A 19,819-nucleotide genomic window follows, 5' to 3' on the forward strand; every position below is an offset into this window, starting at 1 on the left:
CCTATATATTTTAGGAGTAGAGTTGGCGAAATAGAAAAAATTTAAGGTGCGTATCAGTGTGTTGATTGAAATGTACTTAAACAAACCTGTCCTTTAATCTAGAAAGGATTAACGGTTTATTGTTGAATTCCTTATTGATGCAAGCGTGGTTAAAGTCACAAGGTATAGATGCACTAATAGATAACGAACCTGGTATTAGAGATTTTGTTAGTATTTAAACTTCTTCAAAACCACTGTACGATATTTTGTAATAAAGGTTGATAGTTGGTAACTGAATCAAACCATGTATTATTTGCTAAATTTATTATCAGTAATGGAGACAAGTGTAGATGCATTGGATAATCAGCAATTCAAAATAGTTACCAACATACTACCACCTCGATTTTAAGTAATAGTTAAGTTACTAACACTAATATAATTTGATTATATTGCCCAAAACCCGTTAATCCTTGATTGTACAAGGATGGTGAAGTAAATTGTAGGTGCCTCGACAAAGAGATAAAAGAAAAGATGATATATTCGAGATTTGAAAACAACATAAAGGTGAGATAACCAATATTGAATTGGTAGTTTGATTGGAATTTGCAGATAATACTATAATTGCATGGAAGTCTAAGGATAAATGGAATGTAGTAGTACAACAAAAGAATGAACGTAGTATTGCAAATAAACGGAATACCAAATGGAAGAAGAAAAGAAGTAGCAACCCTGATCCGGAGAATCAATTCACCAAATGGAACATAGCAACTGAACGACACGGAGGTCCTTCCAGAAGAAACATTGGAGATTGCGTATAGTAATCTGGATCAATCTAAAACATTTCATTTATTGTGGATCGAATAAGAATCAATACGCTGTCATCCTGCGATCTTAACAGATTATGTATGCTAAAAACTGAGACGACATAACCCAAGAAATCAAATAAAGCATCCCCTTTTATTGCGCAGTACAACGAAACCGTTAATATCATCTGAGGCGATCGCGTATTGGATGGTCGTCTTTCTTTGATTAAAAACAGTTACACCATAATAGGACTCAGTGTAACAAATCCAAATTACATTAATTAGAAGGATTTAAAAAGTTATTGTCTTTTCGCTTGAAGAACCCACTCTACTATTGCTAATGTGATTAAACTTGAAGCAAACACTCCCATTGCTAATTTTTTAATTTCCATTGGAGGATCAAGGTAAAATATAGTATAAAACGAGATTGAAACAATTAGTGCTACTTTGAAATATTCTAATAATGTGTCTTGTTTAAGAAATACAAATAAAAAAATAAAATTAAAGACCATAGTTATTAAAAGGTAAAAATAAATATTTTCAGCGAGCTGTGGCATTTTAAAGGTTACTTTCAAAAATATTAGTATAAAATTTGCACCACCATAAGGAAGAAAAATTGTTATAAACGAGAGTAAAGCTAACTTCCAGTGTGGGTTTTTTAACCGAAATAATAATAATTTAGTAAGTGCTATTAGTGCTGCACATAATATTAATAATGCAAAAATCCCAACCAACACATTTTGAGGGATAAACGTCAAAATTACTATCATACCTTTCAAGGCGAAGAATAACATTCCTATAATAATTATAGTTCGAACCGCAATTTTCATAAAAATATCCTCCTGGTATTTACTGTTTTTAATATCGGATCTTTTCCAGATGGGTTAATTATAGTAATTGGCTTTTTTGAAATGATCTGTTTTTAAACATAGGATGTAAAAAGATCATCAGTTTTTAATGGAACTGCGAGATTTATGAAAGTTTGATAATCATTTGAATTACTGCGTAATACAAAGATACTATAAAAAACTACCTATCTAAGAGACTATTATATTCTAAGTAATCGTCTTTTTCATGTTGGATTCATAATGTGTAAAAAAAATCCTTCATGGTTGAAGGACTTTAAATAATGGAAAGGTAGATAAAGAATCTTTTAATGCACATATTGATATACCTGTAATTAACAATAGCTAAGTCGCTCACTTAAAAGTGGCTTTCTTTCTGAACGGACCAATTATATGCTTTAAGGTGGGGAGGGGAACTCTTAGCTCCCAAAGATAATTTGTCTCAACACATCAATTGCCCCAGGATTCAATGTTAAATCCTTACTCTGGATAAATAAAAGGATACCCAGAACTTTTCTATTGAATACTATTTTAACCATAAAAAACCCCTCCTTATATAGCACCAAAGAGGGGGAAAAAATTATCTTCCTCCTTGAACTTAGAGGAAAGTAATTGCATATCAATCATTTGAAAAAAAAGTTTCGAACTTTGGTATTTGAGACCAAAAGTTGAAGAAGAAGATGTAACAAAATAGACATATTTAAAAGGGATGAATGTTTTTTGGGGTAAATCAATTTAGAAAATCATCGAGGGTAATTTTGCTGGAGGAAGCGGTGAGTACAGGAATTGAAATAGCTTCTTGGTACGGAAGACTATTGTGTAAACGTTTGGGTGTAGATCCTAAAAAAAAGGTAAGAGGTAGAAGAAAGGTAGGCCTGTAGAGAAGAATATAAGAGGTTTAGCATGGATAGCTGTAAAAGGAGCTGTATCTGTAGAGCCTAGAATAAACGATGGGTTCATAATTATATAAAAGAAATCATAGACCAGATTGTTAAAATGGGCGTAAATATAAGAGTTCACGAACAGATTTGTTTTTTCGCTTCTGTTGATGAGAAAAGAGTAAAAATTGTTCGAAGATATCTTCTTTCGGACAGGTTCCTAGAAACGGGTCAAAATATTTTTGATCAATTCGAGCAGATGACAATTGACGACTTTTTAGATGTTGTTTAATTTGCATTTTGAATAGCCGTCTATAAATATACCAGGGTATGTAATCTGATTACTTTGTTAACGAAAGAAGGGTAGGATTGGAGTGGATCTTTTTAAAGAATATATTTCATATTTACCGCTTGCGGTTGCTATAATTGCTGCTTCTTTGGGATATATAACTGGTCAAAGAAGCAGCAAAATAAATCGCTTTTTTCAACAAGTCGATATAAATTTAAAAGAAGTATGTGGTCCCATGCATTTTCACCTGAAACGCATCATTGAAGAAGAGGATAGTGAAAAGAGAGAGAAGCTATTAGATTTTTTCTATGAAAGCTACTCCACTTTAAATCCCAATCTTTATAAGTTAGGAAACAAGTTTATTATAGATTGGATTATTAAGAACCAGTTCTTATACTCTCAATTTAAGAAAAAGCGTGGTTTAAATGAATGGGAGGAATTTTGGAAGCATTTGTTTTCCCTTAACATTATGGTCAAACATGAATATTGGAAGAATTTTGACTCGTTATATGGTGAGTATCGATGGTTTCAAAGAACACTGACATCAAATACATTCATTAGATTATGGCATGAACTAATACATCTTATTTATCAAGCATTGCAATTTACAGTTTTAATATCCATTTTCTTCGTATTATATTCAATATATGATAATTTTTTCGTTCACAAATTACCAGAAGGAAGTATACCATTTGCGTTAACCACTTTCTTGGTAGCAGTGACGGTATATTGTTTTGTCATAATAATTAGTGTAGACATTTATGGATTGAAAAATCAAAGGGAATCGTTGCTAAGGAAGTTAGCTCAACATTATGCCCCTGGGGTGCTGAATTATTGGGATGAAAAAATAATACATTCCGGACCAAAAGGAGAAGTACCTCCAATGTATATTCAACGTAAGAAAAGTAAATAAATTTTTCCGTCTAATTATGAAAAATCCAGTCTTAATTCATATTTATATTAGCTTATTCCGGATAATTATGAAAAATAAATGTAAAAAAATATATTCGTAATAAGGTCACAATTCCGGAGGATTATGAAAATTTACAGTTTGATAAATTATAGTTTTTGTATCAATTGTTTGGAATTTTTATAAATTCGGTTAGTCCTTTAAGATATAATCTTGAAGGACTTTTTTATGTGGATTTCTCAATTTTAGGGGATTTCAAGGAAGGTTTAAGGGACCTTTTGTTGAATTTCTTATAAAGCTAAGTCTGCAGAATGCTTAATTAAATGAGAATAGGCTAATCAGCAAACGATAAGAAATTAAAACAGAATGAAGATGGTAAAATAAATTTTAATGCTACCCAATTTTCTTTACACCCGGAATTTGGCGGTGTTTTTGTTGTATCAAAATTAAGGAGGAATTTCGATGTCGTCAAAAACAAATCAAAAAATTGTTCCGCATTTATGGTATGACAACGAGGCAAAAGAAGCTGCGGAGTTTTACGCTTCCATATTCCCGGATTCGAAAATTACGAATGTGAGAACAATCCACGACACACCATCAGGAGACGCTGATCTAGTTTCTTTTGAGCTTTGGGGACAGGAGTTCATGGCAATTAGTGCAGGGCCATACTTCAAAATCAATCCGTCGGTGTCTTTTTTCGTGAATTTTGATCCATCGCGAGATAAAGATGCGAAAGAGAAATTAACAGACGTTTGGAACAAATTATCCGAAGGCGGCACAGCGTTAATGCCACTTGATAAGTATCCGTTTAGTGAGTGGTATGGCTGGATTCAGGATAAGTTTGGTTTGTCCTGGCAGTTAATCCTTACCAATCCAGAAGGAGAAGAGCGGCCTGCGATAATACCATCACTTTTGTTTGTCGGCGATTAATTTTTATCTATCAGTATTTAAGAACGCAAAGCAGGGTCTCATCGCCCGTTACCCTGCAGGCATGGAACCAGATATAGAAGGATCAATCATGTTCTCTGAATTCATGCTTGAAAGTCAGTGGTTTACCGCAATGGATAGCGCGCATGAGCACAAATTCGGTTTTAATGAGGCAATCTCATTTATTGTTTACTGCGACACACAAGAAGAGATTGATTATTACTGGGAAAGGCTCTCGGCAGTTCCTGAAGCAGAGGAATGCGGCTGGCTGAAGGATAAGTATGGCTTATCCTGGCAGGTTATACCGAGCAATATGAATGAGATGATGAGTAAGGGAACTCCTGAGCAGCTTGCCCGGGTAACGAATGCATTTTTAAAAATGAACAAATTCGATCTAGAGAAATTAGAAGAAGCATACAAGGGATAATTAGAATGGGGTCTACGGCAGATTTGAGATGACAGCAGGGCTCACAAAAAAAGATGCTCCGGTTATCGTTACCGGGGCATCTCTATTTTACGAAACATTAAATCTTCCTGTAAAATCGTTCGCCTGTTTCAGGGTTGTAGTACACCTTCGTCTTTTCTCCGGTCACGGGGTCCACATTGATTTCGTCCGTTGCTATGAATCCTACTGGGACTTTTGCCCCCTGGTTTTTCTTGTACCGCTTGTCATAAATGAAATAGCCAAGGAGGATGCAGACAATGGCGCCAAGAAATTGCAGGAAGTAAACCCCGGCGACTACCCAGCCCATTAAATCTTCTCCACGACAGCCGCAGTGCCATAGGCGACGATTTCGCTCATGTTTTGCCCAATTTCTCCAGAATCGAATCGCATCATGATGATGGCGTTGGCCCCCATTTCGGTGGCGTTCCGGATCATTCGGTCCATTGCTTCCTTCCTTGAGTCTTCAAGCATGGCTGTATACTGCTTAATTTCACCGCCGACAAGCCCCTTCAGCCCGGCCATAATGTCGCCGCCCAATCCTCTGCTTCGTACAATCAGCCCAAAAGCAGGACCTTTAATTTCCTTTACCTGATACCCTTCGATTTTTTCCGTTGTTACAACTATCATCTTTATCACCTCATCTTATTAATTCGCTTAAAAAAAGGATTTTCCTTTACAGCTACTCAAAGAATGGATTACCGCAGCCAGAAGGAGTGTAGAACTATAATTCTCTTTTCCTTATTTTACAAAAGAAACTAGCTTGTTGGAAGTATACACGCTGTAATACTGTTTATACTTACTTGGAAGTTTTAGAGGTCTGGCCTGCATCTGAAAATTTACGTTCATATTTAGTTATCAGCGCAGGTACGCTACGAATATAGTTCTGGGTCTCGGATATATATAAAAATCTTGAGTTGAGGACGTTTCCAGGACCGGCATTGTAGGCGGCCAAGGCCAATTCAAGATTGCCAAAGCGATTAAGCTGGATAGCCAAATACTTTGCGCCCCCGTCAATGTTCTCCGCGGGATTGTAAGGATCAACCTTCAATCCGCGGGCTGTGTTCGGCATGAGCTGCATCAGGCCGATCGCGCCGGCCGAACTTTGAACGTCCGGGTTGCCACCAGATTCCTGCTCAATCACAGCGGCAACCAAAGCGGGGTCTAAACCATATTTTTCCGAGGCAGACTGGATTTCCTTTCCCCATCTCAAAACTTTATCCGACGGATCAAATTCGATAACGATTGGAATGTCATCGACGACCTTGACAATCATTGGTGTACCGTCTTCGGTTAGGATTCTGACTGTCAGCATATCCTCTAACGCACTGAACCCGTCCTTCAGGTTTTCCTTAATGATAGTCCAGTCTGTGAGGGCTGCCTTTTGTTCCTTTTCCTTATCATCCATTACTTCTAAAGGAAGATCCTTGAATTTGCTTTTATTGAATGCCTCATTTTTGATGCTCGTAAAATTATTCTTAGCCTCATTGTTTTTAAACCCAGCCCTTGAAGCCACCAAATGCACGGAATTTTTAATATTCGTTTTAAATATCAGGTACTTTTCTTTTTTATATTCCTTAGTATCAGTGATACTGACCTTCCCTTGAAATGGAAGGTAGCCCTGTTTGCCGGAAGGCTCCAGATGGGTTAGTTTGTCAATGGCCCAGTCTTCAGCGGGTGCCCAATTTATTTTTCCGGCTAAAAAGACCATAATAGATAGAAATCCTATGAAAATTAGGACTTGCCGAAAAATAGGCCAAACCCAGTTCTTCAGAATAGTTAGTAGTATTTTCCCCAACGCCACAAAATTCTTATTCAAGGTGAATTCCTCTTTCGGATTGTGTTGCACTTGTATTTGTTTTAGTTTCCTAGATTCATTGTAACGTTTTGATACTAGGGCAAATTACCGGAGTTATGTCGTTTCTTTTACAAAGAGCTGAGGTTTCCCTAAATAATGAATAGGTGTAGATATTGTGAATAAAGTAACAAAGTTGATCTTGAATGATATAATTGTTATAGCACAAGTAAGGAGGTGTATGCCGGGTGAAATTTAAATTTTTATTGGTTGCTTTATTTGCTGCGGTTTTACTATCCGCTTGCAGCGGGGAAAGCGCAAAACAAGGCAATGCATCAAAAGAACCTGAAGGCATGGACATCAAGGAAATGGTGCAGGGTTACAGTACAGGCGGTTTGCAGGCGGAGTCAGCCTCAATTACGTCCAGCCAGCTTTTTGTCAAAAATGGCGGGAGCGAAAAAGTCTACGACCTGCCGAACGACGAGTTTTTTGTTTCGATTGCGCCATACGTCAACACTACCCATCCTTGAACAAACCACAACTTGACAGGTTGTCAAGGCGAATTTGCAAGTGAAGATTTTGACGTATACATCGAAGACGAAAAAGGCAATGTAGTGCTTGATGAAACCGTGAAGTCCCTGAAGAACGGCTTTATCGATTTGTGGCTGCCGCGGAATCAGACGTACAATGTGAAAATTGAGTACAGCGGGAAAACAGTTGAAGCGGAACTTTCCACTTTTGAAAACGACCCTACCTGCATTACAACAATGCAACTAATGTAAATCTAACAGAGGCTCCAAAAGCTTGGACAATGCTTTGGAGCCTCTTTGTATTCTGACAGGATTCTGGCTTTTCATAGGTAAGCAGTCTGAAGCTGCATCCTAAAATTTATTCAATCTCATTCTCCTCGTACGAAATCCAATCACTGAAGCTGCCCACATAGAGTTTTACATTTTCATAGCCTGCTTCCTTTAATGCCAGGAAGTTCGGGACTGCTGTGACACCGGAGCCGCAATAGACAACAACCTGCTTTTCAGGTTCAACGTCTGCAAATCTCACTTTCTGTTCGTCAATCGGCTTGTAATGGCCTTCGTGGAGCCCTATCATCCAAGGCTTGTTGATGGCTCCCGGGATATGGCCCTTCTTTTTATCAATCGGTTCCTCGATGCCCTGATACCGTTTTTCTTCGCGTGAATCAATTAGGACGGCGTTTTCGGTTTGGCCCAGGGAGATGGCTTTGACTTCTTCCATATTAGCCAACAGAGACCCATTAATCGAGGGGTGGAAATCAGCTCTATCGAAAACAGGGACTTCCGCCGAAACCGGATAATTGGATTCGGTCCAGTCCTTGAACCCGCCATTGAGTACATACACATTTTTGTGGCCCAGATAGGAGAGGAGCCACCAAAAGCGGGCGGCAAAGGCTCCCTCACCGTTATCGTATGCGACAATCGTCGTATTTTCGGAAATGCCAGCCTGTTCAAGCTTACCAATCAGCACATCCAGCTGCGGCAGTGGATGCCTTCCGCCATGGGCAGTAACATTTCCTGAAAGGTCCTTTTCCAAGTCAAAGTAAACAGCTCCCGGAATATGCGCTACCTCATACTCGGCCCCGCCCCTTTCAGAGTTTGCGAGCGAAAACCGGCAATCTACTACCCTAACATCCTCTTCATTTAAATGTTTTAACAGCCATTCTTTTTCGACGATATACTTCACACCGATTCCCCCTTGTTTGCTAAAATGAAAAAACACTGGTACCTCAAAGTTTAACACGATTTGCAAAAACCAATGAAATAAAAATTGGGGGATGCAGGATGAAGATTATTTTTGAGACAGAGAGATTATACATACGAGAATATTTGGATGAGGATTTGCCTTTCCTCCATGAACTATTTTCAGATCCGGAAACAATGAAGCATTACCCGGCGCCTTTCAGCATGGAGCAAACGAAAAACTGGATTGCGAGAAACAAATTGAGATACGTGACGGACGGCTTTGGGTTATGGGCGGTTTGTTTAAAGGATACGAACGAAATAATCGGCGACTGCGGGCTTGTGAAGCAAACCGTTGACGGAAGGGAAGAGGTCGAAATCGGCTACCACATCAACAAGAAGTACTGGTCAGAGGGATACGCAACTGAAGCAGCGCTTGGAAGCAAGGAATACGGTTTTTATCAACAGGGGCTGAACAGGCTGATCAGCATTATTGCCCCTAAAAATTTTCCGTCAATCCGGGTCGCTGAGAAGATTGGTTTCATGCTTGAAAAGGAGTCATTCATTTTCAACAAAATCCACCATATCTATGCCGGCTTCCAAAAGGAATAGACTTCAATCCCTGTAAGAAAAACAGCCTTCAAGACTTGGTCATACTCTCAGGCCTCTGAAAATAGGTATAGAGGGACAATGTTTTTAGGGGGTATGAGAATGGCGGGAAAAGACGATTTTGTGCCAGGGTTTGTGCCAAACCACAATCACGGGTCGGTCGATTATACAGGGGTGAGTGACGGCCATGTCCATCAGTGCCTGGACGTGACATCTCCTCCGATTCAGTCGCAGGATGGGAACCATATTCATTATACTGAAGGGTATGTTGTTTTCGAAGACGGCCATCACCACCAGTACAAGGCATACTCGGGGCCGGCGATTCCGGTCGGCAATGGCATGCATGTCCACTACTACGATTTTTACACTACCGAAAACAATGGGCACCGCCACAGGGTCAGGGGCGTCGACCACCCAGCACCGGGAAATAAATAGGGCACACGACAGCTTGTTTTTTATAAAAAAAACAGGCTGTCTTTTTCTTTTGAAAAAAGCAATCTTTTTCTGCCATGAAACGTCCAATTAGTAGATGATAAACTGGAGGGGTTCGATGAGAAGCGCTGCTGTAACTGCAGGGTTTTTAATACTGACAATATGCATAAGTATATTTTTAACCTTGGAGGCAGGGGAAGACGGTGGTAGTCGTGATGCCAGCATCAGCAATGCGGGTGATGAACTGGAAGAAATAGGCGAAGGAATCCGCCTTGGGATGGACAAGGAGGAAGTAATTCAGTTGTGGGGAGATCAGCCAACGAATTTTGATGGCGTTATGGATGGGGATGCCTTTACCGCTTTTCAATTCAGGACAGGCCAGTGGGACATTACGGGACCGAAAGAAATTGCACTTATCGGTAGGGAAGCACATCAGTTTGGCAAGACAGGCAAAATCATTTTCGTGTTTTGGAATGAGGAAAACAAAGCTCGCGATGTGGCAATCTGTTACAGGACTGAAGGGTCGGAGGAATTCCGTTCTTTTTATACAGGCAGCGCCGGGAAGGATAAGGCTTGCGGGACGGATGGCTATGTAATCGTAATGGATAGCGAGCTGTTATTTGTAAATGAGGAGGCAGTACCCCTTTTGAAAAATGAGATAGACGCAGAATTCTATTTTCAAAAACAGGAACAGGGAGAAGTTGGCGCAGCAATCCCGATTAAATTTGAAAAAAGTTGGAATCCGCAGAGTTTTTTAAAAACAGGAGATAAAGTAAAAATGTGGTTTGATTCGGATAACGACCCGACTGCAAAAACTATAGTAACCGTAAAGCAGTTGTTCATCATGGATTCATCGCTGGAAAAGAAGGACTAGGAAGCAGCGGAGCATTTCAATACGATTGAATTCGTACACCCTTTCCAAAGGGTGTTTTCTATTTTCCCAACCGATTTAGCCGCCTTAAAAGTGTTACAAAAAAGCCATTATTTTCTTGATGGAAATTTAGATTTGGCATCTTTACAACCTCATATGGCAGGAGTATAGTAGGTAGCAGTTTCAAATTTCTGAATCGCTGAAACCGACTGGTGCGGGGGACCCAATCTTGGTTATATCCAGGGGTGAATCCTTTATAGGTAGGGCTACTCACAGGCCCGAATCCGACAGCTAACCTCGTAAGCGTCTTTGGGAAGAAAGTTGAAGCTTGCTCGACGACACCAATGTCGGCAAGTCTATTCCTTGATGGCTTGCGGCATTTTTTTTGTGGTGTTTTTTATAAAAAGATCCTATCTATAGATCAGGCGGTGAACATAAGTGAAATCTTCAATTAAGCGGTATTTGATCGGAAGGCCGTTGAAATCCAATGAGTTAGGTGAGCAGAAGCTGAACAAAACAAAAGCGCTCGCCATCCTGTCATCGGACGCCCTGTCGTCGGTTGCCTACGGTCCGGAACAAATTCTGCTCGTCCTTGTCACAATCGGTGCGGCGGCCTTTTGGTACTCGATTCCGATTGCTGTTGGCGTCCTTGTGCTCCTGCTCGCTTTGATTTTGTCATACCGCCAAATCATCTATGCCTATCCTCATGGCGGAGGGGCATACGTGGTTTCAAAAGAAAATCTTGGAGTGAACTATGGCCTTGTAGCCGGCGGTTCGCTCCTGGTCGATTATATTTTGACGGTGGCGGTAAGCGTGTCAGCAGGGACGGATGCGATAACATCCGCATTTCCTGGACTGCATTCGCATAACGTGTTGATTGCCATCCTGTTTGTCCTGCTCATAACTACTCTGAACCTTAGGGGCGTGACTGAATCGGCTTCGATCCTTGCATATCCGGTCTATCTGTTCGTCGTGGCCCTGTTCATCCTAATAGGGACAGGTATATACAATATTTTCACCGGCCAGGTTCCGGCGGAACTTCATACGCCGATAGGAACTCCGGTTGCAGGTATTTCCTTGTTCTTGCTGCTCAGGGCATTCGCCTCAGGGAGTTCTGCGCTTACCGGGGTTGAAGCAATCTCGAACGCCATTCCGAACTTCAAGACCCCGGCTCCGAAAAACGCTGCGAAAACATTGGCGGCTATGGGAACGCTGCTGGCCATCCTGTTTTCGGGTATCATCATGCTGGCGTATTTTTATGGCATAGCCCCAAATGAAAAAGAGACCGTCGTTTCGCAAATCGCCGAATCCGTCTTTGGGCGTAACGCCATGTATTACTTTATCCAGTTCACTACTGCGCTCATTCTGGTTTTGGCGGCGAATACCGGATATTCAGCGTTCCCGCTGCTTGCAGTTAACCTGGCAAAAGACAAATTCATCCCGCGCATGTTTACAATCCGCGGGGACAGGCTCGGTTACTCTAATGGGATTATTACTCTTGGCGTCGCCTCGATCATGCTAATTATAATTTTCAAAGGGCACACCGAAAGCTTGATTCCGCTCTACGCGGTCGGGGTCTTCATTCCATTTACCCTTTCACAGAGCGGCATGATTGTAAAATGGCTTCGTGAAAAGCCGGCCGGATGGAAGATGAAGCTTGCCATTAACGCTATTGGCGCTGCAATTTCATTTGTAGTGTCCTTGATGTTCTTTTTGACGAAATTTTCACAGGTATGGTCCGTGCTGGTGTTCCTGCCAGCGATAATCTTTTTGTTCCATCGGATTAAGAAGCATTATGAAGCCGTGGGTGACCAGCTTCGGATTGCGTCCTGTGAGCCCGCGCCGCCAATTGAGGGCAATGTCATGATTGTCCCAGTTGCAGGGGTTACACATGTAGTCGAGAATTCGCTGAACTATGCGAAATCGCTGAATGCCGACCAAATCATTGCCGTCTACGTTGCCTTTGACCGTGAGGAAGAAAAACGCTTTGCGGAGAAATGGGAAAAGTGGCAGCCAGATGTTCGTTTGGTTACGCTCCACTCGCAATACCGGAGCATCATCCAGCCGCTGACAAAATTCGTTGATATCATTGAGCACAAAGCGAAGGAATCAAATTACCGGGTAACAGTTGTCATCCCGCAGTTCATCCCGAAGGAAGGCTGGCACAACATTCTTCATAACCAATCCAGCTTCCTAATCAGGGCTTTCCTGCTCTACCGGCGCGACGTCATCGTCACAACCGTTCCGTACCATTTGAAAAAGTAGAACAAAAATTCTGGCAATTTGATTAAAATGTGGTTCATCACCATAAGTGCTGGTTTATGATTAAAATGCGTAACTTATATGTTGATTCGAGCGGAGGGCACTGACTCCTGCGGGATGCAGCGGCAAGGTGGAGACCCCACAGGCGCAAGCGCCGAGGAGGCTCCACTGACGCCCCGCGGAAAGCGTGTGCCTGTAGCGCAAATCAACATATTTGCTAAAACCACTTTTTGTGGTGAAGAACCTAAAATGTCTTCATTAAGCGGTCCTTTTGGTAAAAAGGGGCCGCCTTTTCAATAAATTAGCCGGTCTTCCTTGTGAAAACAGTAATATAAAGCGTTCATCTGCTATTATTTTTGCTAATGGCGGCATGGCTGCAATTATATCGATTGATTTTTTGGATATATCGTTCAATTATTGCCATTTATCGATTAATTTTTTTAGGATATCGATTAATTGATAAAGCCGGGAGCACGCCACCCAAAAACGGTAGTTTCAAAGACAGCTCCACAGGGAATTCTAGATAAGATACCTTTAGCGGGAGGCTTCGATATGCTTACTATAATTCCAAGCAGGGATGAGTCCACAATCGCTGTTGAATTCAGCGGAGCGGCAACGAAGGAGGACGCCGAAAAGCTGGAACAATTCGTCAGGACGATGATCGGGGATGGCCGGGAGTTTAATATATTTGCGAATATGCATGAGGTGGACGGGACAACGCTGATGGGGCTGGCCTATGGGATGAAGTTCGATGTGAAGCGGTGGAGCCACTTCAGGAAGTTTGCCGTTGTAACTGACCTAAAGTGGCTCGAAGCCGTAACGGAGCTAGGAAAATTCCTGCCCGGCCTTGAAGCGAAGCATTTTTCAAAAGGCGAAGAAGAGGCCGCCTGGGCGTGGATAAAAGAATAGGCTGCAAGGAAAAGGCTGGCACAGGAATGCCCGCTTTTTTTGTTCCTTCTTTATGAATAGCCCTAACTGAAAGCTGCGCATTTTTCCTCTAATGAAGCATTAATTACCCTTGCATCCTTCTTTTTTTATGTAATGCTTGGCAATCCCGTTTAATTCTCGAAAAACATATATACTATTGTTATAGTAATAAATAGAATACTAGACGGAAGTTTTAAGGAAAGTGGGAATTGCTGTGACGTTTAAGCAGAAACAATTTATTGGGCTCGGATTGATGCTCTTTTTTATGATACTCCTCTTATTTTTCATTTTATCGATGACTGGGAAAATAAAGACAAATATGCTCGCAATCGTCGAGGATCGGTATGAGAAGGTGAATGACGCAATGCAAATTCGCCAGGCTGTCCTCTTGACGGATCGGGAACTTGTGAATGCGATTCAGGAAGGGAACAGGCCTGATACCGAAAGCCTTATCCCTTTGCTTCAGTCGAATCAAAAGATTGTCCAGGAATCGATTTTAAAGCTTGATGGGATTCTGAAAAAACAAAAGGCAAAAATTTTACTGAAGGAAATAGATGCGGCATACAATGACTATCTATTTACCGAGAAACAGTTGATTGCCGGCCTGGAGGCAGGAGCAGAACCTGCCGAGCTGCGGAGTATCTATTACGGTTCAGAGGGGGAAAAGGGGGTTCTGGTTCAAAAGGTCAATGAATTTAAGGTATACCAGGAAGGCCTTATGAAACAGTCGCTTAAAAGTGCGAACAAGTCATATGACCAATTGATGACAGCATTGTTTATTTCGGTTATTAGCGCGGCTATCCTCATTTCAGCGGTTACCCTCTGGGTAATCCGTAGCACCAGCAGGCGGTTGGATTCGGTAACGGAAGGAATTAAAACAATTGATTACAATAATCTCGCCGAAATACCTAGGATGAATGTGGAATCGCATGACGAAATTGGCCATATTGCAGCTGCCTTCAACTCAATGGCTGTATCGCTCGAGACCTTTTATAGGAAGGAAAGAGAATTTACCGCGGAGATTTCCGAGCAAAATTGGGTGAAGACTCAATCCGCTGAACTGATTAATCTTTATCATAAAAGTACGGAAGTTGAAGGGCTCGCCGAGCAGCTAATGGCACAACTTGTTCCTTCGGTAGGCGCAAGCATCGGGGCTTTTTACCTTATGGACAAGCAGTCGTTAAAAAAAGTAGGTTCTTACGCGGACGGAGGCGGTTCTCCAGGACGTACGGATATTGCGCTCCGTGAAGGGCTGGCCGGCCAGTGTGCGTTGAAGAAAGAAGCGATTTATATTGAATCGGTTCCTGAGGACTATACACCGATTTCAACGGGGCTTGGCACGATGAAACCGAAAAGCCTCCTAATTGCCCCAATTCTAGTAAAAGACGAAACAGTCGCGGTTATCGAGCTTGCTTCACTTAAGCCATTTACTCCGGCGGAAAGAATGCTTGCCGACAAGGTGTTCGAAACGCTTGGGATGGCTGTAACCAATATTTTGGGGAGGATGGAAATTGAACGGCTTCTCCTCGAATCACAGGCACAGGCTGAGGAGCTTCAATCCCAGTCAGAAGAGTTGCAGGCACAGTCTGAAGAATTACAAACCCAGGCTGAGGAACTGCGCATGATTAACGAGCAGCTTGAGGAGCGTACGAAAGATGCGGAAATTAAATCCGCCGATCTGCTTAAGGCCAAAGAGGAACTCGAAGTAATAGCGAAAGAGCTGCAGCTTAGCTCAAAATACAAATCGGAATTCCTGGCGAATATGTCGCATGAACTGCGAACACCGCTTAACAGCATTTTACTTCTATCAGAAATGATGGGTGAAGGCCCTGACGAAAACCTCACGGATGAACAGAAGGAGTTTGCAAAGGTCATCCATACTTCCGGCCAGGACTTGCTTAATCTTATTAACGATATCCTCGACCTCTCCAAAGTTGAGGTCGGCAAGCTCGAAGTTATGTTTGATGGTGTGAATATTGCTGATTTCGGGGGAAGGCTCGAGCATCTCTTCTCCCATCATGCAGTCAGGAAGGGAATCGGCTTCATGGTCGATATTGAAGACGATTTGCCGGACCTTTTCTATACGGATGAACAGCGGCTGCAGCAAATTGTCAAAAACCTTCTGTCAAATGCATTTAAGTTTACTGAATCCGGTGCTGTCATCGCCAGCATTAAAATGGCCGAACCAAGTGAGATACCAGCTGAGCCCGTTTCGGATACATGGCTGAAGATATCCGTTAGTGATACCGGAATTGGGATTGCGAAGGACAATCAGCAGCTTATTTTTGAGGCATTCCAGCAAGTAGACGGTGCGACAATGCGGAAGTATGGTGGAACCGGCCTTGGCTTATCGATTTCCAGCGAATTTGCCCGGCTGCTTGGGGGAAAGGTAACTGTTGAGAGTGAAGAAGGCAAGGGGAGCACGTTTACCCTTATGATTCCGAGCCTTCCAAATGGGATTGCGGATGCGGTGAAGACTATTGAAACAGGACAGGCGATTGAAGAAGCCGTTAGGGGTAATGAAGGCCAGTTTACCCCGGATCCAGTTGAGGCCGCGAGTGTTGAGGTGGCTGCCGGGGCTGCAGCATTAGCGGCTGGAAATGTCTCTGATTCTGTGGCATCCGGGCGCCAGGATGAAAAACAATCTGTTCCATTTAGTAACCTGCGTGGTAAAACGGTCGTAGTAGCCGATGACGACCACCGCAATATTTATGCACTAGAAAAGGCGCTTGCCAAGGAAGGCATGAACGTTATATCGGCCGAAAATGGGATGGAATGCCTTGATATCCTCAATAGGACCGACAATGTTGACATCGTCCTAATGGATATAATGATGCCTATCATGGACGGCTATGAAACGATGCAGAAAATTAGGGAAATGGACCGTTACGGCAACATCCCGATTATCGCCCTGACTGCCAAAGCAATGAAAGGCGATAAAGAGAAATGCCTGGAAGCGGGCGCCTCGGATTATATCAGCAAGCCATTAAAAATCGATCAGCTATTTTCAGCGATGAGGGTCTGGCTCGCCAGATAGAGGAGGATTCTTTTGCAAAAGGAAGAACTTGAATTGGAATTATTGCTGCTGGCGATATACAGGCTGTCCGGCTACGATTTCCGGCAGTACATGAGTTCATCGATTATGCGCCGGGTCCAAAACCGGCTCAGGCTGGAACAGCTACCCGGCATCTCGCGGCTGACAGAGAGGGTAATCGAGGACGAAACACTCCTAAAGAAGATGCTAGACGACTTTTCGATCAACGTTACGGAAATGTTCCGCGACCCAAGCTTTTTTGCTTCGTTTCGCCGGAATGTTGTGCCCCATTTGAAGGGGTTGCCGGAAATCCGGATTTGGCACGCCGGCTGCTCGACAGGCGAGGAAGCCTACTCGATGGCCATATTGCTTGAAGAAGAAGGGCTTGGCGGCAAGGTGAAAATCTATGCGACCGACATGAGTGAAAAAGTCCTCCGTGCCGCGGAAAAGGGGGTAATTCCCCTGTCAAAAATGCAGGACTATACGAAAAATTATCTGCAGGCCGGCGGGATGCGTTCCTTTTCAGAATACTACACGGCAGACAGCCACTTTGCGACACTGGACCCGTTGCTTCGGGAAAAAATCATCTTCGCCCAGCACAACCTGGTAACGGACGGATCGTTTAACGAATTTCACATCGTGATCTGCAGGAATGTTCTTATTTATTTCAACCAGGATTTGCAGAACCATGTGCTAAGCCTCGTTGACGCAAGCCTCAGCCAAGGAGGGTTTCTCGGGCTTGGCAGTAAGGAAGCCATCCGGAGTGAAGCCCACCCGCATTTCGTTGAGTTCGACTCATCAGAAAAAATTTACCGAAAAATGCTTAAATAGCTGGAGGTCACACCGCTTTCTTTGAAGGCGGTGTTTTTTGTTGGAGGGATTTTTGGCCAACAAAAAGGCCCGGATTTTCATCCAGGGCCCTGTTTCGTGGCAATTCACTATGTCGCCTTTATCAGAACGACACACATATCATCATCCGCGGCCTTCTGCTGCTCCTTTGAAAGAAGGATGTCGATTGGGTCACGTTCGGCCAGATCCGGCCATTCCGCCGCCGCTGCTTTTTTCAAATAGTCCATTCCATCCAGGCCGTACTTTTCTGCTGTTTCTGGTACGCCGTCCGTAAACAGAAGGAGTTGGGCGGACTCATTGTATGTAAGGATTTTTTTCTCAATAGTTATTGAATTGAAAAAGCCAACCGCGCATGTAGCCGAGGCAAGTTCGGCAAGATGATGGCCATCAATGAGTGCATAGCCGGAAGGATGGCCGGCGTTCACATATTCAATCGTTTTGTTTCCTGTATCAATGACAGAATATACAGCGGTAAAATAATACGGGATTTGCTGGTTCCGGCTGTTCAGAGAGTTCATCCAGCGGTTCAGTTCACGGATGACATGCTCCGGATCAGGATTGACGCGAATCGAGTCACGCAGCACGGATGAAATGAACATACATACAAGCGAAGCCGATATCCCATGCCCCATCATATCCAACAAAATGACCGCATGTCGGTTTTCATCAATTTTATGCCAGTAATACAAATCACCCGCGAGCGTATTCGCCGGAAGGTACGATGCCCTGATGGTAAGATGAGGGTCATTCACCGGCTCACTCAACAAGCTTGTCTGCACCTGCATGGACAGTTCCAGTTCGTTTCGGATCTTTTCATCCTGCTTCTTATGCCAATCCTTCTCGTATTTTAGCCGGAGTACAACACGGATCCGCGCCAGCAGTTCGGTCTTGTTGATTGGCTTCATGACATAATCCATTCCGCCAACATCCAGGGCCTCGGCCACCTTATTGGAATCCTCAAGCGCCGTTACGAAAATCACCGGGATATCCCTCGTATGCGGTGTCTCCTGGAGTTTCCGGCAAGCGACAATCCCGTCGATTTCCGGCATCATAATATCCATCAAAATCAAATCAGCCGGGCGCTCCACGGGATGCGGGCTATCAATTTGCAAGTAATCGAACATCTCGCGCGCCGATGAAAAGGACAGGTAATTTTCGTACCCTGCCCGTTTTAATATCTTCTCAATCAAAAACAAATTCACCTGATTATCATCAACTATTAAAATCGCCATCGTATTACCCCTTCGGCTACTCCACCACTAAATTTCTCTCTTTAATCATATCCTTATACAATACCCTATTTGAGCAAATGGAAACCCTGCCGCATCAATCTCTCAAAAGTTTTTTTATATAAGGCGCCAGGTCACCTATCTTTTCTTCTATTATGGTACTTTTTTCTTTTTGACAGCAAGGGAAAAGGTAGGTATAGTAGTTTTGTAGAATTGCTTTAGTGCTTAAAAGCGTTTGTGTAGAACAGTAAAATAGAATGCCTGCAGTTTTAGTAGGATTGCAATTTGCAGAAAAGTGATACCGACTAGTGGGGCAGTGGCAATTACGAAATACAGCTGCCTCGATTGGACAGGTTTTTTTAAAGAGGGCAGGGAAGCCTTTCCAACTAGGGTGGTACTAGGGAGCCTTTTCGTCCCTAATGACGGAAGGTTATTTGGTGTGAAGAGAAATGCTTCATGAGAAGAGATGGGTTCATCCATCCCCCAGAATCACCTGAATTTTTTTTCAGCAACAGAGATTTGGTACATCATTGGAGGAGTTTTATGCTACAGGGACAGAAAGAACTTGCTATTAAACCGATAGAGGCCGCTATCATTACGCTGCTATTAATGGGGATGGTCGGCTACATGATCATTGGGATGGAAGTCGTCCCGCAAATTGGAATCATTTCCGGGATTGCCCTTTTACTCTGTTACGGGACTTTCAAGAAAGTTAGTTTCAAGGATTTGGAAGCGGCGATGGCGGAAGGGGCAAAGTCGGGAATTGCCGCGGCAATGATTTTCTTTTTTATTGGCATGCTGATCAGCAGCTGGATGGCTAGTGGAACGATTCCAACATTCATCTACCTCGCCATTGATCTCGTTTCGGGTAAATTTTATTATGCAATCGTCTTTGCCGTTACCTCAATCATCGGCTTAAGCATCGGCAGTTCCCTGACAACGGCCGCAACCCTTGGAGTGGCATTTGTCGGAGCGAGCACCGCGCTCGGGATTTCGCCCGCCATTACGGCGGGGGGGGGGGGGTTT

14 protein-coding genes, 3 pseudogenes and 1 riboswitch are annotated in these 19,819 nt (G+C 42.9%); of the genes and pseudogenes, 11 read left to right on the forward strand and 6 right to left on the reverse strand.

What is annotated here, in order from left to right; genetic code table 11:
• Positions 1 to 1,081: 1,081 nt before the first annotated feature.
• Complete coding sequence (locus AR337_RS10805; protein WP_059172011.1) at positions 1,082 to 1,612, reverse strand: hypothetical protein; 531 nt, start codon at positions 1,610 to 1,612, stop codon at positions 1,082 to 1,084.
• 1,267 nt (positions 1,613 to 2,879) lie between these two features.
• Here AR337_RS10805 and AR337_RS10810 point away from each other — a divergent pair.
• Together AR337_RS10810 and AR337_RS10815 are read left to right on the forward strand one after the other, a co-directional pair.
• Positions 2,880 to 3,707: a hypothetical protein gene (locus AR337_RS10810; protein ID WP_059172012.1), complete on the forward strand. Its 828-nt coding sequence runs from the start codon at positions 2,880 to 2,882 to the stop codon at positions 3,705 to 3,707.
• A 459-nt stretch (positions 3,708 to 4,166) separates the two neighbouring features.
• Positions 4,167 to 5,058 (forward strand): annotated as a pseudogene (locus AR337_RS10815) (VOC family protein).
• Positions 5,059 to 5,155: 97 nt separating this feature from the next.
• On the opposite strand, the gene AR337_RS10820 reads toward AR337_RS10815, so the two are convergent.
• The 3 genes and pseudogenes from AR337_RS10820 to AR337_RS23745 all read right to left on the reverse strand — a co-directional run.
• On the reverse strand, positions 5,156 to 5,383 hold the full coding sequence (locus AR337_RS10820) for a hypothetical protein (protein ID WP_059172013.1): 228 nt from the start codon (positions 5,381 to 5,383) through the stop codon (positions 5,156 to 5,158).
• Entirely contained in the window at positions 5,383 to 5,703 is a 321-nt protein-coding gene (locus AR337_RS10825; RefSeq protein WP_059172014.1) for a YbjQ family protein, read from the reverse strand. Before AR337_RS10825 ends, AR337_RS10820 begins: the two co-directional genes overlap by 1 nt.
• Positions 5,704 to 5,992: 289 nt before the next feature.
• Positions 5,993 to 6,268, reverse strand: a pseudogene (locus AR337_RS23745) (lytic transglycosylase domain-containing protein); the annotation flags it as partial.
• Between the two features lie 848 nt (positions 6,269 to 7,116).
• Between AR337_RS23745 and AR337_RS23510 the strand changes: the two are divergent.
• Positions 7,117 to 7,650, forward strand: a complete 534-nt coding sequence (locus AR337_RS23510) for a CueP family metal-binding protein (protein ID WP_172797538.1) — start codon at positions 7,117 to 7,119, stop codon at positions 7,648 to 7,650.
• Positions 7,651 to 7,756: 106 nt separating this feature from the next.
• Here the strand turns inward: AR337_RS23510 and AR337_RS10845 are convergent, their stop codons facing one another.
• On the reverse strand, positions 7,757 to 8,584 hold the full coding sequence (locus tag AR337_RS10845; protein WP_059172018.1) for a sulfurtransferase: 828 nt from the start codon (positions 8,582 to 8,584) through the stop codon (positions 7,757 to 7,759).
• 98 nt (positions 8,585 to 8,682) lie between these two features.
• On the opposite strand from AR337_RS10845, the gene AR337_RS10850 reads away from it, so the two are divergent.
• The 7 genes from AR337_RS10850 (at position 8,683) to AR337_RS10885 (ending at position 17,546) form a co-directional block, all read left to right on the forward strand.
• Entirely contained in the window at positions 8,683 to 9,192 is a 510-nt protein-coding gene (locus tag AR337_RS10850; protein WP_059172019.1) for a GNAT family N-acetyltransferase, read from the forward strand.
• Between the two features lie 93 nt (positions 9,193 to 9,285).
• Positions 9,286 to 9,624, forward strand: coding sequence for a YmaF family protein (locus AR337_RS10855; protein WP_059172020.1), 339 nt, complete (start codon positions 9,286 to 9,288; stop codon positions 9,622 to 9,624).
• Positions 9,625 to 9,739: 115 nt separating this feature from the next.
• A complete protein-coding gene (locus AR337_RS10860) occupies positions 9,740 to 10,495 on the forward strand; it encodes a hypothetical protein (RefSeq protein WP_059172021.1) in 756 nt (251 codons plus the stop codon).
• A 184-nt stretch (positions 10,496 to 10,679) separates the two neighbouring features.
• Positions 10,680 to 10,813: riboswitch (cyclic di-AMP (ydaO/yuaA leader) on the forward strand.
• A gap of 117 nt (positions 10,814 to 10,930) precedes the next feature.
• Positions 10,931 to 12,757, forward strand: coding sequence for an APC family permease (locus AR337_RS10865; RefSeq protein ID WP_059172022.1), 1,827 nt, complete (start codon positions 10,931 to 10,933; stop codon positions 12,755 to 12,757).
• A gap of 549 nt (positions 12,758 to 13,306) precedes the next feature.
• Positions 13,307 to 13,663: an STAS/SEC14 domain-containing protein gene (locus tag AR337_RS10875; RefSeq protein WP_059172024.1), complete on the forward strand. Its 357-nt coding sequence runs from the start codon at positions 13,307 to 13,309 to the stop codon at positions 13,661 to 13,663.
• A 232-nt stretch (positions 13,664 to 13,895) separates the two neighbouring features.
• Entirely contained in the window at positions 13,896 to 16,718 is a 2,823-nt protein-coding gene (locus AR337_RS10880) for an ATP-binding protein (protein ID WP_059172238.1), read from the forward strand.
• A gap of 12 nt (positions 16,719 to 16,730) precedes the next feature.
• Positions 16,731 to 17,546: a protein-glutamate O-methyltransferase CheR gene (locus AR337_RS10885; RefSeq protein WP_059172025.1), complete on the forward strand. Its 816-nt coding sequence runs from the start codon at positions 16,731 to 16,733 to the stop codon at positions 17,544 to 17,546.
• A 107-nt stretch (positions 17,547 to 17,653) separates the two neighbouring features.
• On the opposite strand, the gene AR337_RS10890 is transcribed toward AR337_RS10885, so the two are convergent.
• Positions 17,654 to 18,796 carry a PP2C family protein-serine/threonine phosphatase gene (locus AR337_RS10890; RefSeq protein WP_059172026.1) on the reverse strand — a complete coding sequence of 381 codons (1,143 nt, stop codon included), beginning with the start codon at positions 18,794 to 18,796 and terminating at the stop codon, positions 17,654 to 17,656.
• A gap of 540 nt (positions 18,797 to 19,336) precedes the next feature.
• On the opposite strand from AR337_RS10890, the pseudogene AR337_RS10900 reads away from it, so the two are divergent.
• Positions 19,337 to 19,819, forward strand: a pseudogene (locus tag AR337_RS10900) (Na+/H+ antiporter NhaC); the annotation flags it as partial.

It is taken from the genome of Bacillus sp. FJAT-27445 (genome assembly GCF_001510665.1).
GTDB lineage: Bacteria > Bacillota > Bacilli > Bacillales > Cytobacillaceae > Bacillus_D.